Source organism: Burkholderia sp. THE68, assembly GCF_009938265.1.
GTDB lineage: Bacteria > Pseudomonadota > Gammaproteobacteria > Burkholderiales > Burkholderiaceae > Caballeronia.
Genome location: NZ_AP022315.1, coordinates 1,595,681 through 1,612,162, shown reverse-complemented (window position 1 = coordinate 1,612,162; position 16,482 = coordinate 1,595,681). Strand labels below are relative to the sequence as shown.

General features: G+C 64.7%; 14 protein-coding genes. 5 read left to right on the top strand and 9 right to left on the bottom strand.

The window, feature by feature from the left end; translation table 11 throughout:
• Window positions 1-72: 72 nt before the first annotated feature.
• The 4 genes from odhB to BTHE68_RS07595 all read left to right on the top strand — a co-directional run bounded on the left by odhB (window position 73) and on the right by BTHE68_RS07595 (window position 4,615).
• Window positions 73-1,374 carry a 2-oxoglutarate dehydrogenase complex dihydrolipoyllysine-residue succinyltransferase gene (gene odhB / locus BTHE68_RS07610; RefSeq protein ID WP_162065815.1) on the top strand — a complete coding sequence of 434 codons (1,302 nt, stop codon included), beginning with the start codon at window positions 73-75 and terminating at the stop codon, window positions 1,372-1,374.
• Between the two features lie 89 nt (window positions 1,375-1,463).
• The gene (gene lpdA, locus BTHE68_RS07605) at window positions 1,464-2,894 is read left to right on the top strand and encodes a dihydrolipoyl dehydrogenase (protein WP_162065814.1); all 1,431 of its coding nucleotides are present in this window, start codon (window positions 1,464-1,466) and stop codon (window positions 2,892-2,894) included.
• Window positions 2,895-2,975: 81 nt separating this feature from the next.
• Window positions 2,976-4,073 (top strand): cell division protein ZapE, encoded by a 1,098-nt coding sequence (gene zapE / locus BTHE68_RS07600; protein WP_162065813.1) that lies wholly within the window; start codon window positions 2,976-2,978, stop codon window positions 4,071-4,073.
• Window positions 4,074-4,216: 143 nt separating this feature from the next.
• The gene (locus tag BTHE68_RS07595) at window positions 4,217-4,615 is read left to right on the top strand and encodes a transposase (RefSeq protein ID WP_162065812.1); all 399 of its coding nucleotides are present in this window, start codon (window positions 4,217-4,219) and stop codon (window positions 4,613-4,615) included.
• A gap of 78 nt (window positions 4,616-4,693) precedes the next feature.
• Here the strand turns inward: BTHE68_RS07595 and BTHE68_RS07590 are convergent, their stop codons facing one another.
• The 9 genes from BTHE68_RS07590 to BTHE68_RS07550 all read right to left on the bottom strand — a co-directional run bounded on the left by BTHE68_RS07590 (window position 4,694) and on the right by BTHE68_RS07550 (window position 15,473).
• Window positions 4,694-5,167 carry a DUF2147 domain-containing protein gene (locus tag BTHE68_RS07590; RefSeq protein ID WP_162066823.1) on the bottom strand — a complete coding sequence of 158 codons (474 nt, stop codon included), beginning with the start codon at window positions 5,165-5,167 and terminating at the stop codon, window positions 4,694-4,696.
• 89 nt (window positions 5,168-5,256) lie between these two features.
• Window positions 5,257-6,045: a 5'/3'-nucleotidase SurE gene (surE, locus tag BTHE68_RS07585; protein ID WP_162065811.1), complete on the bottom strand. Its 789-nt coding sequence runs from the start codon at window positions 6,043-6,045 to the stop codon at window positions 5,257-5,259.
• A gap of 95 nt (window positions 6,046-6,140) precedes the next feature.
• Complete coding sequence (locus BTHE68_RS07580) at window positions 6,141-6,383, bottom strand: hypothetical protein (protein ID WP_162065810.1); 243 nt, start codon at window positions 6,381-6,383, stop codon at window positions 6,141-6,143.
• Between the two features lie 196 nt (window positions 6,384-6,579).
• Window positions 6,580-7,452 carry a DUF1571 domain-containing protein gene (locus BTHE68_RS07575; RefSeq protein ID WP_232077861.1) on the bottom strand — a complete coding sequence of 291 codons (873 nt, stop codon included), beginning with the start codon at window positions 7,450-7,452 and terminating at the stop codon, window positions 6,580-6,582.
• A 15-nt stretch (window positions 7,453-7,467) separates the two neighbouring features.
• Entirely contained in the window at window positions 7,468-9,222 is a 1,755-nt protein-coding gene (locus BTHE68_RS07570) for an AMP-binding protein (protein WP_162065808.1), read from the bottom strand.
• A gap of 65 nt (window positions 9,223-9,287) precedes the next feature.
• A complete protein-coding gene (locus BTHE68_RS07565) occupies window positions 9,288-10,583 on the bottom strand; it encodes an acetyl-CoA C-acetyltransferase (protein ID WP_232077860.1) in 1,296 nt (431 codons plus the stop codon).
• A complete protein-coding gene (locus tag BTHE68_RS07560; protein WP_162065806.1) occupies window positions 10,580-11,485 on the bottom strand; it encodes a MaoC/PaaZ C-terminal domain-containing protein in 906 nt (301 codons plus the stop codon). The genes BTHE68_RS07565 and BTHE68_RS07560 overlap by 4 nt, the downstream gene beginning before the upstream one ends.
• A 14-nt stretch (window positions 11,486-11,499) precedes the next feature.
• Window positions 11,500-12,927, bottom strand: a complete 1,428-nt coding sequence (locus BTHE68_RS07555) for a 3-oxoacyl-ACP reductase (protein ID WP_162065805.1) — start codon at window positions 12,925-12,927, stop codon at window positions 11,500-11,502.
• A 53-nt stretch (window positions 12,928-12,980) separates the two neighbouring features.
• On the bottom strand, window positions 12,981-15,473 hold the full coding sequence (locus BTHE68_RS07550; protein WP_162065804.1) for an acyl-CoA dehydrogenase: 2,493 nt from the start codon (window positions 15,471-15,473) through the stop codon (window positions 12,981-12,983).
• A gap of 366 nt (window positions 15,474-15,839) precedes the next feature.
• On the opposite strand from BTHE68_RS07550, the gene BTHE68_RS07545 reads away from it, so the two are divergent.
• Window positions 15,840-16,268, top strand: a complete 429-nt coding sequence (locus tag BTHE68_RS07545; RefSeq protein ID WP_162066822.1) for a hypothetical protein — start codon at window positions 15,840-15,842, stop codon at window positions 16,266-16,268.
• Window positions 16,269-16,482: the final 214 nt, after the last annotated feature.

Here is a 16,482-nt window from a genome sequence, read left to right as displayed (position 1 = left end):
CAGCCGTTTGCGTATCGGCGGCTCCCCGGTCCCTCGCTCGAACACACAGACACGCATTAGGACAATACAGAAATGGCTATCGTAGAAGTCAAGGTTCCCCAGCTTTCCGAGTCGGTCTCGGAAGCGACCATGCTGCAATGGAAGAAGAAGCCGGGCGAGGCTGTCGCCCAGGACGAAATCCTGATTGAAATCGAGACCGACAAGGTCGTGCTCGAAGTGCCCGCGCCCTCCGCTGGCGTGCTGGCGCAGGTGATCAAGCACGACGGCGATATCGTCACCGCCGACGAACTCATCGCGAAGATCGACACCGAAGCGAAAGCAGGTGAAGCTGTCGCCGCTGCCGGGGACTCCGAAGTGAAACCCGCGCCGGTCGCGGAAACGACTGCCGCCGCCGCTGCTCCGGCTGCTGCGCAAGCGTCGGCGGGCGCAACCGGTGGCGCATCGTCGCCGGCCGCGACGAAGATTCTGGCCGAGAAGGGCGTGTCGGCGGATCAGGTTTCGGGTTCGGGCCGCGACGGCCGCATCACGAAGGGCGACGCGCTCGCCGCTTCGGCATCGGCTCCGGCACCTGCCAAGGCTGCTGCACCGGCTCCGGCCGCCGCGCCCGCGCGCGCCGCGAAGCCCGCGCTGCCGCAAGTCAGCGCGCCGGCATCGGCTGACCAGTGGCTGAAGGACCGCCCGGAACAGCGCGTGCCGATGTCGCGTCTGCGTGCGCGTATCGCCGAGCGCCTGCTCGAATCGCAGCAAACCAACGCCATCCTGACGACGTTCAACGAAGTCAACATGGCGCCGGTCATGGATCTGCGCAACAAGTACAAGGACCGCTTCGAGAAGGAACACGGCGTGAAGCTCGGCTTCATGTCGTTCTTCGTGAAGGCGGCCGTCCACGCGCTGAAGAAATTCCCGCTCGTGAACGCGTCGATCGACGGTAACGACATCGTCTATCACGGCTACTTCGACATCGGTATCGCGGTCGGTTCGCCGCGCGGTCTGGTCGTGCCGATCCTGCGCAACGCGGATCAGATGAGCCTCGCCGACATCGAAAAGAAGATCGCCGAATTCGGCCAGAAGGCGAAGGACGGCAAGCTGTCGATCGAAGACATGACCGGCGGCACGTTCTCCATCTCCAACGGCGGCGTGTTCGGTTCCATGCTGTCGACGCCGATCATCAACCCGCCGCAGTCCGCGATTCTCGGCGTGCACGCCACGAAGGAACGCGCGGTCGTCGAGAACGGCCAGATCGTGATCCGTCCGATGAACTACCTGGCGCTGTCGTACGACCACCGCATCATCGACGGCCGCGAAGCCGTGCTGTCGCTGGTCGCGATGAAGGACGCGCTGGAAGATCCGGCCCGTCTGCTGCTGGACCTGTAAGAAAAGCATTTCGCCTCGGTGCGCGCGATAGGCTCGCGCGCACCGCACGAGGCTGCTCCGCATGAGCGGAGATAGACCAAAGGAAAGTCATGTCCAAGGAATTTGATGTCGTCGTGATCGGCGCGGGCCCGGGCGGCTATATCGCGGCGATTCGCGCAGCGCAGCTCGGCAAGACGGTTGCGTGTATCGAGAAGTGGAAGAACCCGGCCGGCGCGCTGAAGCTCGGCGGCACCTGCCTGAACGTGGGCTGCATTCCGTCGAAGGCGCTGCTCGCGTCGTCGGAAGAATTCGAGAATGCGTCGAAGCATCTGGCCGATCACGGCATCAGCGTGTCGGACGTGAAGCTCGACGTGTCGAAGATGCTGGCCCGCAAGGACGGCATCGTCGAGAAGATGACGAAGGGCATCGAGTTCCTGTTCCGCAAGAACAAGATCACGTGGCTCAAGGGTCATGGCAAGTTCACTGGCAAGAATGCTGCCGGCGTGCAGATCGAAGTGTCTGGCGAAGGCGAAACCGAAGTCGTCACGGCGAAGAACGTGATCATCGCGACGGGCTCGAAGGCGCGTCATCTGCCGAACATTCCGGTCGACAACAAGATCGTCGCGGACAACGAAGGCGCGCTGTCGTTCGACGCCGTGCCGAAGAAGCTCGCCGTGATCGGCGCGGGTGTGATCGGTCTGGAACTCGGCTCGGTGTGGCGGCGTCTGGGCGCGGAAGTGACCGTGCTGGAAGCGCTGCCGCAATTCCTCGGCGCGGCGGACGAGTCGCTCGCGAAGGAAGCCGCGAAGCAGTTCAAGAAGCAGGGCCTCGATATTCATCTCGGCGTGAAGATCGGCGAAGTGAAGACGTCGGACGAGAGCGTGTCGATCGCTTATACGGACAGCACGGGCAACGCGCAGACGCTGGAAGCGGATCGCCTGATCGTGTCGATCGGCCGCGTGCCGAACACCGATAACCTCGGTCTGGAAAGCATTGGCCTGAAGGCCAACGAGCGCGGTTTCATCGACGTCGACGACCATTGCGCGACGAGCGTGCCGAACGTGTACGCAATCGGTGACGTCGTTCGCGGCCCGATGCTCGCGCACAAGGCGGAAGACGAAGGCGTGGCGGTGGCGGAAATCATCGACGGTCAGAAGCCGCACATCGACTACAACTGCGTGCCGTGGGTCATCTACACGGAACCGGAAATCGCGTGGGTCGGCAAGACCGAACAGCAACTCAAGGCCGAAGGCCGCGAGATCAAGACCGGCCAGTTCCCGATGATGGCCAACGGCCGCGCGCTGGGTATCGGCAAGGCAGAAGGCTTCGTCAAGATGATCGCCGACGCGAAGACCGATGAAATCCTCGGCGTGCACGTGATCGCCGCGGACGCATCGGATCTGATCGCGGAAGCGGTGGTGGCGATGGAGTTCAAGGCGGCTTCCGAAGATATCGGCCGCATTTGCCATCCGCATCCGTCGCTGTCGGAAGTGATGCGTGAAGCGGCGCTCGCCGTCGACAAGCGCGCGCTGAACATGTAATCAAGCTCGGCTTCGGGCAGGCATCGCACACGAAGGCGAGCGGATCAAACCGCTCGCCTTCGTCACTTCATACGGCAGAAGATGAACGTCACCGAATACTACGAAAACGAACTGCGCACGCGGGGTTATCAATCGGACGAGGCGCAGCTCGCGGCGGTCGCGCGCCTGCAGCAGTGCTACGAGGAATGGGTCGCGTACAAGGCGCGCCGCTCCAATGCGCTGAAGAAGTTTCTAGTGCGTCCGGACTTGCCGCGCGGTGTCTACATGTGGGGCGGCGTCGGGCGCGGCAAAAGCTTTCTGATGGACAGCTTCTACGCGATCGTGCCCGTGCAGCGCAAGACGCGCCTGCACTTTCACGAGTTCATGCGCGAAGTGCATCGCGAGCTGGAGGAGCTGAAGGGTCAAGCCGATCCGCTCGACGAACTCGCCAGACGCATCGCCAAACGCTTCCGGCTGATCTGCTTCGACGAGTTCCACGTCTCCGACATCGCCGATGCGATGATTCTCTATCGCCTGCTCGACCGGCTTTTCAAGAACGGCGTGCAGTTCGTGATGACGTCCAATTACCAGCCGGACACGCTCTATCCGGAAGGGCTGCATCGCGATCGTCTGCTGCCCGCGATCGAGCTCATCAAGGAGCATCTCGACGTGCTCAACGTCGATTCAGGCACCGACTATCGCAAGCGCACGCTGTCTCAAGTGAAGGCGTATCACACGCCGCTCGGCGCAGCCGCCGACAAGGCGTTGCGCGCGGATTACGCGAAGCTCGCCGCCGTGCCCGACGAAAGCCCGATCCTGCATATCGAAAAGCGCGAGATCAAGGCGTTGCGCCGTGCCGACGGCGTCGTGTGGTTCGACTTTGCCACGCTGTGCGGCGGCCCGCGCTCGCAGAACGATTATCTCGAACTGGCGAACCGCTTTCACGCGGTGATCCTGTCCGATGTGCCGCAGATGACGCCGCGCATGGCATCCGAGGCGCGCCGCTTCACATGGCTCATCGACGTGTTCTACGACCACAAGGTCAAGCTCCTGATGTCGGCGGCCGTGCCTGCGGAGGAACTATACGTCGAAGGGCCGATGGCCAACGAGTTCGCGCGCACTGTCTCGCGCATCGTCGAGATGCAGTCAAAGGAGTACCTGGAAGCGCCACGGCGCGTAACGGATATTTCGCTGACCTAATACGAGAATCAAAATTCTCGGGTTAGCCAATCGGCATAAGGCTTCTGCGGCTTTTTCAAGATTCGGACCTCTCTGATTTGCTGGCTTTCGGGGACTCGGTATCGTCGGTACCAGTTTTCAGTCAGCAAATTGGAGAAATTACCGTGAAGCCCTACCGCGACATGTCCGACGAAGAATGGCAGATGGTCGCTCCGCTGCTTCCCGAACTGCGCCCGCGTTCGGAGCTGCGTGGACGGCCCCTCGCCAATACCCGCGCCGTGCTCAACGGTGTGCTCTGGGTGATGTACAGCGGCGCATCGTGGTCCACGCTGCCGCGCAAATATCCGTCGTATCAGACGTGCCATCGGCGTTTCAAGACGTGGCACGAGTCGGGCGTGCTGTTGCGCGTGATGACGCAGCTGTTCGGGCCGGCCGGCGAATCGCTCTATGCGTTGATGACCTCGCGCATGCGTGTGCCGGCGGAATTCAAGCAGGAACTCGCCAACATGCCTGAGAGCGCCTACGCGGACGAGGCGCATAAGCATCAGCGTCACGCTGCCTGATCGCGTAACGCGCCAGAGCGAGATGAGCAAAGCCGGTCGAAGACACGCGTCTTCGGCCGGCTTTGTCGTATCTGAACCTTACTGCTGACGCACCCAGGTCTGCGAGCGCCCCAGCAGCGATACGCCCACATACCCGCGCACGACGAGCTTCTGCCCGCCGTCCTCGAGCTTCATCTTGCATTTGTAGAGCTTGCCGTGCTCGGGGTCGAGAATCTGGCCGCCGTCCCATGCATCACCGTTCTGCCGCATTCCGGTGATGATCGTCATGCCCTTGATCAGCTGATCGCGACGGTCGTCGGTGCAGGCCGTGCAGCGCTTTTCCGGCTGATCGAATTCGCCGATGCCGCGCACGACCTTGCCGGACAACTGACCGCTGCCGTCATCGACGATCTGGATGATCGCCTTCGGCTTGCCGGACTGATCGTCGATGGTCTGCCAGGTGCCGACGGGCGTCGGCGTCTGGGCGAACGCGCTTGCGGCGATCAACGCGCCGAGTGCGCCGAGCGCGCCGAGCATCAGGCGCGCGCCGCGCCGGCCGATGGAACGGGTCATCATCGTCTCCTTATTGTGATCGCCCGAGCATACGAGAAAGCGACCGTTTTCGTGTGGGAGGAAACGTTCTAGCGGCGCGCGCTCGACACTCAGACGCCGCGCTTCAGTCCCGCTTCGAGGGTGGCGAAAGTACGCTCGTCGGTGCGATCGAAATGCAGCGGCGTGACCGACACGCCACCGGCCGCGACCACCGCCGTTTCGCTATCGGGCGAATTCGGGCGCGGGCCGCGCTGAAAGCGCAGCCAGTGATAGTCGATTCCGCGCGGATCGACGAGCGGCACCACATCGATGCCTTCCACCAGCCCGACGCCCTGTCGCGTCACGGTGAGCGGACCGGCGGCGGATGCGTCGCAATCGGGGAAGTTGACGTTCAGGCACGTGGGCGCTTCGTGGGAGATCGCCAGCAACTGGCGGATCACGCCCGGCGCGAGTGCGCGCGCCGTATCCCAGCGCACGTTCTCACGGTCGGTGAAGGTCTGGCTGAGCGCGATCGACGGCAGGCCGAGCAGCAGGCCCGTCATCGCGGCGCCGACGGTGCCGGAGAACATCGTTTCGACACCGAGGTTCGCGCCGCGATTGATGCCCGACAGCACGAGCGTGGGCGGCGCGTCCTTCATGATGTGGCGCGCGCCCATCACGACGCAGTCGCCGGGCGTGCCCTGGACGCCGTAGCGTCGTTCACCCTTGCGCGATACGCGCAACGGCGAGTGCAGGCTGATGGAGTGCGAGGTGCCGCTCTGGTCGTGTTCCGGGGCGATGACCCAGACTTCGTGCGCGAGTTCGGCGGCGACGGCTTCGAGCACGGCGAGGCCGGGCGCATCGATGCCGTCGTCGTTGGTGATGAGTACACGCTGCACGATGGGTGAAAGGGCGGACATCGCGAATGACTCCTTGGTCGAAGGTGAAAGGAATCGACCGATTATTACAGAGTTCGCGTGGCCGGGCGTCCGCGAGGCCCGTATCCGGGAGGCGCTTACTTGACGCCGAGGCCGCGCAGCACCGCGTTGCCGTCGTCGGTCAGGCGCACTTGCGGCTTGCCCGCTTCCGGCGACACGATCTCGACATAGCCGTACTCCCGCAGCGACGCGACATCGGGCGTGGCCGCCATCGCGTCGATGGGCGCGTGCAGCAGCAACAGCAGCGTGGCGATCTCGTGATGGCTCAGCAGCCTTTTGATGGCTCGCACGGGAGCAGAGATGGGACGACGGAGGTTCATGATGAAGCCCTCAGGTTTGCACGACGATTCGCGGCGCGACGGGCCTGAAGCGGTGTGCGCCGACGTTGATGTCGATGGAGTGCGGGCAAGGTTATCGGCGGATTCTTAGGCGAAACTTAAAACCTGCACGCACGCCCGGAGCGCGATTGTTACTTTAGGTGTCACGAAATCAGCAGGCATTTCATTGCGATTTCGGTCAGAAACGATAGTCGGGATTTCTTGGGTCGAATGTCAGACCGTCGAAGGCTTGAGGCTCGATACGCTCGAACACGACGCTTTCGAAAATATTGCCGTCGTTGTCGTAGGACTCCAGCGTGCGAAAGAGCGGACGTTTGAGATCGAGCCCGAGCACTTCCTTCTTCGCGTAGAACTCGGGCTGCCCCTCGGGCGTTTCATACGTGAGTGCGACCACGCGAATCCCGTTGACGGTCTTCACTTCGATCTCCGACGGCTTCGTTATGCCCGCTTCGGCGAACTTGCGTCCTTCTTCGATGAAGCGCTGCGAGATCGAGACGATGCCGAGCTCGCGGATCGAATGATTCGATTGCGTGCGGGCGAACGCGCCATTCACCGACGTCCACATCGGCACGACGCTCAGCAGGCCGCCGAGATGACCATAGAGTTCGTCCGGCCGCGTGGAATCGTCGTAGATGACTTCCTGGCCCGCGTGCGCGCCATCGGGCAGCCATTTGGCGTAGATGCGCAGCGGCTCGTGCGCGACGCGCACGAGCATGTGATCCGCACGCTTCGGCCACTTGCCCTTGATGCGCTCGCGCCGGCGCATCGTGAACTCGCACGACGCGTAATCGCGCAAGCCGTCCTGCAGATAACGCGGCAAGGTGCCCGCATCGAGCGAGCGAAACAGGGCGACGAGTTGCGCGTCGTCGAGTTTCGCGAGCGTGCCGCTCGCCGCCGACTCGGAGAGCCATTGCGCCTGCTGCTCGACACTCATCGTGCCGACGCGCGCGGCTTCGTCCGTCGCCTGCGTCTCCGCCCGGGCGAGCACACTCGCGAGCGCGACGGACAGACACAACCACAGACATAACCTGCGCCATCGCGCACGCGCCATGAGCATCTCCGAAGATCAGTCCTGCGCTTTCGGTGGTATCGACCCGTCTTCGCGCAACTCGCGCCGAAGCACCTTGCCGATGGTCGTGAGCGGCAAGGTGTCGCGAAATTCGACGTAGGATGGCACCTTGTAGCCGGTCAGGTGTAAACGGGCGAACTTCAGCAGTTCTTCCACTGTAAGCGTTTCATCGCGCCGCACGACGAACGCCTTCACGCGCTCGCCCGTCACCGGATCGGGCACGCCGATGACCGCCACCGCGCGCACTTTCGGATGCGCGGCGAGCACGTCCTCGATCTCGTTCGGATACACGTTGAAGCCCGAGACGATCATCATGTCCTTCTTGCGATCGATGAGCCGGATGATGCCACGCGCATCCATCACGCCAATGTCGCCGGTCGCGAGCCAGCCATTCGCGTCGATGGTCTTCGCGGTGTCCTCGGGACGGTTCCAGTAGCCTTTCATCACTTGCGGGCCCTGCACGCACAGCTCGCCGGGTTCATCGATGTTCGCCCACGCGCCGTCCTCGCGGCGCAGGCGCACGAGCGTGGACGGCACCGGCACGCCGATCGTGCCGTCGAATGCGCTGCCGCCGTGCATGTCGACGACCGGCGTCGCGCAGACGAGCGGCGAGCATTCGGTGAGGCCGTAGCCTTCGACGAGCCTCTGGCCCGTCATCGCCCTGAAGCGCTCGGCGACGACGCGCTGTGTCGCCATGCCGCCCGCCATTGCGAGCTTGAGCGCGGAGAAGTCGCGCCGGCGGAAGGCGTCGTTGTCCATGAGCGCGCTGTAGAGCGTGTTGAGCGCGGTGATCGCCGTGAAGTTTTCGTGACGCAGCGCGCGCAACAGAGAGTCGATGTCGCGCGGATTGACGATCAGCACATTGCGCGCGCCGATCGCGAGAAACGCGAGCGCATTCACGGTCAGCGAATAGATGTGATAGAGCGGCAACGGCGTCACGATGGTCTCTTCGCCATCGACGAGCCGTCCGCCCGCCCACGCGAGCGCCTGCAACAGATTGGCGATCACGTTGCGATGCGTGAGCATCGCGCCCTTCGCGACCCCGGTCGTGCCGCCGGTATATTGAATGAACGCGATGTCGCCGTGACCGACTCGCACCGGCTCGAACTTCTGCCGTGCGCCGCGTGCGAGCGCGAGCGGCAGGCGCACGGCATCGGGCAGGGCGTACGGGGGCACCTGCTTCTTCACGTGCCGCAGCAACAGGTCGATGGCGCGGCCTTTCAGATTGAGCCCGTGGCCGAGCAGATCGCCGAGTCCGGTCACGATGACGTTCCTCACGCGCGTGCCCGGTTGCGCGTCCTGCACGGTCCTGGCGAACCTGTCGAACACGACGACAGTCTGCGCGCCGCTGTCCTTCAGTTGCTGACTGAGCTCGCGCACCGTGTAGAGCGGATTCACGTTCACGACGATCGCGCCCGCGATCAGCGTGCCGAAGAGCGCGACGGGATAGACGAGCGTGTTGGGCATCATCAGCGCGACGCGGTCGCCGGGCTTCACGCCGATACTCTGCAGATACGACGCGAATGCGTGCGCCTTTTTGCCGAGCGCGGTAAACGTCATCTCGGAGCCGAGGCTCACGAACGCCACGCGATCGGCAAACCGCTCGACGCACTCGTCGAAGAAATGCGCGAGCGACCGATAGCGCGAAGGGTCGATCTCGCGCGCGACCTCCGGCGGATACGACGCGTACCAGATGCCGTCAGTCGCGTGCGGCTCCGAAACCTCGCGCGGCGCTGCCTGTCCCGGGCTCATGTGGTGTCTCCGTTGGCGCCGCGCGTGTTCGTCGATGGCGCGCCTTATTCTTTCACTTCTGCCGCTTACCGCTCCAGTATCGCGACGACGCCCTGGCCGCCCGCCGCGCAGATCGAGATCAGTCCGCGCAACGGCTTGCCGTCGCTGCGTCCGGGCGCTTTCGCCAGCATCTTCGCCAGCGTCCCGACGATGCGTCCGCCCGTCGCGGCGAACGGATGGCCGGTCGCGAGCGAGCTGCCGTTCACGTTCAGGCGCGCGCGGTCGATCGAACCGAGCGGGCCGTCGAGTCCGAGCGCGGTGCGGCAGTATTCGTCGTCTTCCCACGCGGCGAGCGTGCACAGCACCTGCGCCGCGAACGCTTCGTGGATCTCGTAGAAATCGAAGTCCTGTAACGCGAGCCCGGCGCGCGCGAGCATCGATGGCACCGCGTAGGCGGGCGCCATCAGGAGGCCTTCGCGCTTGTCGAAGAAATCGACGGCGGCGGTCGCGGAGAACGTCAGGTACGCCTGCACCGGCAGCCCGCGTTCGGCGGCCCATTGATCGGACGCGAGCAGCACCGCCGATGCGCCATCGGTGAGCGGCGTCGAGTTGCCCGCGGTGAGTGTGCCGGCATCGCGATCGAAGACGGGCGTCAGTTGCGACAACTGATCGAGCGATACATCGGGACGCAGCGTGTTGTCGCGCGCGAGGCCTCGATATGGCGTCATCAGATCGTTGAAGAAACCGCGCCCATATGCCGCCGCCAGCTTGCGATGGCTTTCCTGCGCGAGCGCGTCCTGCGCCTCGCGCGAAATCTTCCAGCGTTTGGCCATCAGCTCGCAGTGCTCGCCCATCGAGAGGCCGGTGCGCGGTTCCGCGTTGCGCGGCAACAGCGGCCTGAAGAACATGCCGGGCCGCAGCTTCGCGAGCGCGCCCACGCGAGCGCCCGCCGAGCGGCCGCGATTCGCTTCGAGCAGGATCTTGCGCATGCGCTCGTTCACGGCGATGGGCGCATCCGACGCGGTATCGACGCCGCCCGCGATGCCCACCTCGATCTGCCCGAGGGCGATCTTGTTCGCGACGAGAATGGCGGTTTCGAGGCCGGTGCCGCAGGCCTGCTGCACGTCGTAGGCGGGCGTTTCCTTCGCCAGCGTGGTCGAGAGCGCGGCTTCGCGCGTCAGGTTGAAGTCGCGCGAGTGCTTGACGACCGCGCCCGCCGCCACTTCGCCCAGTCGCATGCCGTGAAGCTCGAAGCGATCGACGAGCCCCTGCAGCGCGAAGCTCAGCATGTCCTGATTCGACGCGCTGGCGTATGCCGTGTTCGAGCGCGCGAACGGAATGCGGTTGCTGCCGACGATCGCGACGCGACGAACTTCGCTCATGGCAGCTCCCATTCGAAATGGCCGCGCAGATGCGCCCGGTCGCCCGCGAGATTGCGCACCTCGAAGTCGCGCGCGGTGGGCGAGGGCACGGCGGTCCAGAAGGTCGCATCGCCGGGCAGATAGAGCGGCGATTTGAAATCGCCCTGTGCGTACCCGGACGCGAGCGCCTTGACCGGATGCAGCGCCGCGAGCGTACGCGCGAGCGTCCACATGCCGTGCGCGATCGCGCGCGGAAAGCCGAACGCTTTCGCGCTCAGCATGTGCAGATGAATCGGATTGAAATCGCCCGATGCCTTCGCGTAATCGCGCCCGAGTTGCGGCGGAAGCTGCCAGCGCGCTTCGCGGGCGAAGAGCGGCGCGGGCGTGTCGGAAGCATCGGCTATCTCGACCGAAGGCGCGGTGGCTTCGCTGCGCACGCCGCGTTTCAGATAGACGCTGTCGCCGTCCCACACTGCTTCGCCGCGCCGGTAGATGCGCGTATGCAGCGTGAACGCCTGGCCTTTCTGATGCGGCATCAGCGGCCCGCATTCCACTTCGATGCGCAAGCCCTGGCCCGCCGCGAGCGGTCGCCGCAGCCGCACACTGTTGGACAGATGCACCACGCCGAGCGCGGACCACGGAAACGACGGGTCCGTGAGCATCATCAGATGCAAGGGAAACGCGAGCACGTGCGGAAAGGTGAGCGGTACGCCGTGCTCGGGAATGAACCCGCACACGCGCGCATAGCGGCCGATCTGCTCCGCGTCGAGCTTCACATCCGGGCGCACGAGCCTGAGCGCGGGCAGCTCCGGCGCACGCGCGCGCCTGAACAGCGCCGGCAGCGCGCGGCCATAGAGTTTCGCGGGCGGCGGCAGCGTATCGATGACGACGGTGCGGGCGCGCGGCATGGTCGGTGCATGCATGGGGACGGGTCTCCTCACGCGCCGATCAGGCTTTGGCCGCACACGCGCACCACGTTGCCCGTGATGCCCGCGCTGCCCGGGCTCGCGAGCCACGCGACGGTCTCGGCGACATCGACGGGCAAGCCGCCTTGTCCCATCGAATTGAGCCGTCTGCCGGCCTCGCGTACGCCGAACGGCATACGCGCGGTCATGTGCGTCTCGATGAAGCCCGGCGCGACCGCATTGATCGTGATGCCGCGCGCGCGCAAGAGCGGCGCCATCGCGTGCACGCGGCCGATCACGCCGGCCTTCGAGGTCGCGTAGTTGGTCTGTCCGCGATTGCCCGCGATGCCGCTGATCGACGACACCGCGACGATGCGTCCTTGCTCGCGCAACACGTTCTGCGCGAGCAGGACATCGTCGATGCGCGCCTGCGCCAGCAGATTGATGTCGATCACGGTGTCCCACATGTCCGGGCTCATGCGCGCGATGGTCTTGTCGCGCGTGATGCCCGCGTTGTGCACGACGATATCGATGCCACCCGACGCGATGAGCGCGGCGGCGATGTCGGCGGGCGCTTCGGGCGCGGCGATATCCGCGACGAGCGCCGCATGCGCGCCGTCCGATGGCGATGCGTCTTCGATCGACAGCATGGTCTGATCGAGCGCGTCGCGGACGGCGTCGACATCGAGTCCGGTGACGATCGCGCCGTGCTCGGCCAGCACCGCCGCGATCGACGCGCCGATGCCGCGCGCCGCGCCCGTCACGAGCGCGCGCTTGCCCGCGAGCGGCTTCGCCCAGCTCGCCGGGGCGCTGGCGGGCGCGTCGATGGTCACGACCTGCCCCGACACATACGCCGAGCGCGGAGACACGAAAAAGCGCAGCGCAGATTCGATGTCCGCGCCATCGGCCACGCGCAGCAGGTTCGAGGTGATGCCGTTGCGCGCTTCCTTGCCGAGCGAGCGCACCATGCCTTCGAGCGCGTGCTGCGCGGTGGCGGCCGCGACGTTCGCGCGCGTGGCGGGCGGCCGCCCGATGACGACGATGCGCCCGTTCTTCGCGAGCGAGCGCAGCGCGTCGTGGAAGAAGGCGTAGAGGGAATGCAACTCGCCGCTTTCGTCGATGCCGGTCGCATCGAAGATCAGGGCCTGCACGCGGTCGGTGGCGAGCGCGTCGCGTGCGCGCGGCTCGAAGCGGCCGCTCATCGCGCCGTGACGGGCGGCGACGGGCAGCCAGCCGGACGCGCTCTCGTGCGCGACGCCCGTCATGCCGATGCCGGACAACACGGCCATCAGGTCATCGAAGAGCGCCGGCGACGGCCCCGCGCCGATGGCCGCCATGCCGCCGAATTCGGCGCGATCCGCACGATGGCGGCGCAATGGTTCGGGACGCGGCAAGCCGAGCGAGCGTGCGATGCTCGTGCCGAAGGGCGAATTGACGAAGTCGAGATAGCGGTCTTTCATCGATTGGCGATCGGTCGAAGGGCGCGCGCGGCGGTGCCTGGACGCCTGCGTGCTCAGGCGATAGTTTCGGGCAGTGTCCGCTCGAGCGCGTCGCTGCGCTTTTGCAATGCTTCGAGGATACCGAAGTCTGCGGAAAAATCATCGACTTTCACCGCTTCGCGCGCATGGACTGCCCATTCGCCCAGCAGCGCGCGCTCGTTTTCGTCGATGAGACCGCGCGCGGCGGCCGTGTCCGCCCACGCTGCGACGTCTTGCGGGCTTTGCGGCAGCGGGGCGCTCTGGCCCGCTTTGACGGCGTCGCGCAGGCGCGCCTCCAGCGCCGCGACGGCGGGCGTGAGCGCGAGCAGTTTTTCGCCGCGCGAGATCGGATCGTTTTCGAATGCCGAAACGTGCGAGCCCGCGACGAGCCGCTCACGCGCTTCGCCGGGCGTTTGCAGCAGCATCGCGACGGCGTTGCCGAGGGCATCGGTGCTCGGTGCGTGCGGCAGGCCGAACGGGAACGCGATCGCGCGCAGGAAAGCCGCCGCCGCGCGGTTCGGATAGTTCGCGAGCAGGCCGTCGAACGCGGCGCGCGCCTGGTACAGCGCGTCTTCGGCGCCCCAGCGCACGAGCGGCAGGTCGCTTTCGGGGCGGCCGTCGTCCTCGAAACGCTTGAGCGTCGCGGACAGCAGGTACAACTGCGAGAGGATGTCGCCGAGCCGCGCCGAAAGCCGCTCGCGACGTTTGAGCTCGCCGCCGAGCGTGAGCATCGAGACATCGGCGAACAATGCAAACGCGCTCGACAGGCGCGTGGCGGCGCGATAATAGGGCAGAAGACGCGCATCGGCGCGCACGGGCGTGCGTGTGAGCGCGCCGCCGCCGAATGCATACACGAAACTGCGCATCGCGTTGGAGGCGAGAAAGCTCGCGTGGCCGAAGAAGGCGTCGTCGAATGCGCGAAGGTCGTTTTCGCGCGTCGCGGCCATTTCCTTGAGCACGTAGGGATGACAGCGGATCGCGCCCTGTCCGAAGATGATCAGGCAGCGCGTCAGGATGTTCGCGCCTTCGACGGTGATCGAGATCGGCATCTGCTGATACGCGCGCGCCAGAAAGTTCGACGGCCCCATGCAGATGCCCTTGCCCGCGACGACGTCCATGCCGTCGTTGATCACCTTGCGCGCGCGTTCCGTGATGTGATACTTCGCGATCGCCGAGATGACCGAGGGCTTCTCGCCGAGATCGACGGCCTGCGCGGACAGCCGCCGCGCCGCGTCCATCACATAGAGGTTGCCGCCCATTCGTCCGAGCGCTTCCTGAATGCCTTCGAAGCGTCCGATCGAGGTGCGAAACTGGCGGCGCGCGGCGGCGTAGGCGCCCGTGCCGCGCACGGTGAGCTTCGCCATGCCGACGTTCGACGACGGCAGCGAGATCGCGCGTCCGGCGGCGAGACATTCCATCAGCATGCGCCAGCCATTGCCGACTTGGGCGCGCCCGCCTATGACCCAGTCCATCGGAATGAATACATCCTTGCCCCAGTTCGGGCCGTTCTGGAACACCGCGTTGAGCGGCCAGTGCCGCCGCCCGATGTTTACGCCGGGATGGTTCGTCGGAATGAGCGCGCAGGTGATGCCGGGGGCTTCGTCTTCGCCGAGCAGATGGTCGGGGTCGAGCGCGCGAAAGGCGAGGCCGAGCACCGTCGCAATCGGCCCGAGCGTGATGTAGCGCTTATCCCACGTGACGCGAAAACCGAGCGTCTCGCGGCCCTCGTGCACGCCGTGGCACACGATGCCGACGTCCGGAATTGCCGCCGCGTCCGATCCGGCGTATGGGCTCGTCAGCGCGAAGCACGGGATTTCGTCGCCGCGCGCGAGACGCGGCAGATAGTGGGCTTTCTGTTCGTCGGTGCCGTAGTGCAGCAGCAGTTCGGCGGGCCCGAGCGAATTCGGCACCATGACCGATACGGCCGCCGCCGACGAATGTGTCGCGAGCTTCATGATGACCTGCGAATGAGCATACGCGGAGAACGCTTTTCCGCCGTACTGCTTCGGGATGATCATGCCGAGAAAGCCCTGCGCCTTGACGTAGGCCCATGCTTGCGGCGAGAGATCCTGCCAGATCGCGGTCGTGTTCCAATCGTTCGACAACTCGCACAGGCGCGCGCATTCGTTGTCGATGAAGCTTTGTTCTTCCTGCGTCAGCTTCGGCGCGCCATGGTCGAGCAGGCTGTCCCAGCGTGGCCGGCCGGAGAAGAGTTCGGCGTCCCACCACACCGTGCCGGCTTCGATCGCATCGCGCTCGGTCGACGACATCTCCGGCAGCATCGTGCGAAACATGCCGAGCACGCGATGGCTGATCAGCGCGCGGCGTAGCGGCTTGATGGCAAGCGCGAGCGCCGGAAGCGCGAAGACGATTGCGAGCAGCGTGACGCCGATCGCGCCCGTCACGCCGATGACCGGTCCGACGGCGATCCAGATCGCGAGCGCGGCGAACCACGCGAACGCGGGTGCCTGCAGGAACGTGAGCGTACCGGCGAGCAGGAAGAAGGCGATGACATAGAGGGCGGGCATCACGGGTTCTCCGACGTTTGGAAACTCGAAGCACGCATCGTGCCACGAGTTTCGGGTTGAGATCGTGCCTGTAAGCCGTCTAGAGCCATTCTTCGGAAGTCGTCCGCTTTAAGACGTATCCACTTCATCGCCCACTATGCGGGAGCTATTCTTTCAAAGAATATCGAAACAGATTAAAAGTAATGATTAGTTCGGGTAACTAAACAATAGAAAACCGAGCGAAATCTTGACTCCCCCGCGTGAGCGGGGTCGTCAAAGGGTGCTGTGGAAGAACCTCGGCCGGATACCCCACAGCGAGTCACAACACGGGGCTTCTTGTTGCGACCACCTGCCACGCGCATGGTGGCCAAAGGAGCATATTTGGAAGTGGAGACAAGAGATCAATTAGTCAGGCTAAATTTAGGCGCGATACCTGAAGAACTCGACGTTCCGGATTGGGCGCATCTCGAAGGCGACATGCTCTATTTGCTGATCCGTTCCACCGGGGAAGTGCAATACCTGTATGTCCCGCTGGATATCGAAATGCTGAGGCGACTCCGGGAGTCGAACGCGCGCAAGGAAGATGGCGTGTACCTGGACAGCCGCGGTGAGCCGACGCAGCTCGCCATGTATCTGGCGCTGGTTTTTCTGGAACGAGACGTGTCTGCTTCGGCTATTCAACGCGAGCTCGGCATGTCCGACATCACGATGCGCTGGTTGTTCGATGTCTGGCAATGTGCGACCGGCGTCATCGACCCTCACGACCTTCTGCAACTGATTCGTCTGCTGACGTTCGAGGGGAATGGACATGAGTAGCGACAGGCAACGATCGCCAGCCGGCGCGGCGTCGTGGTTGAGTTGACGGACTCTCCCGCGACGATCGCGAATCTACAGAAATCTTCTTTCGGCAGAAAATTTCTGCCCTGGGAAAGGGCATCAGGAGGATAAGCGTTCCTAAATAAATGTGTTTACCTGACGGAGCTAAATATCAACTTTTTTAAGAGCGGGAGGTGCGTATCTCTGGTCTGGT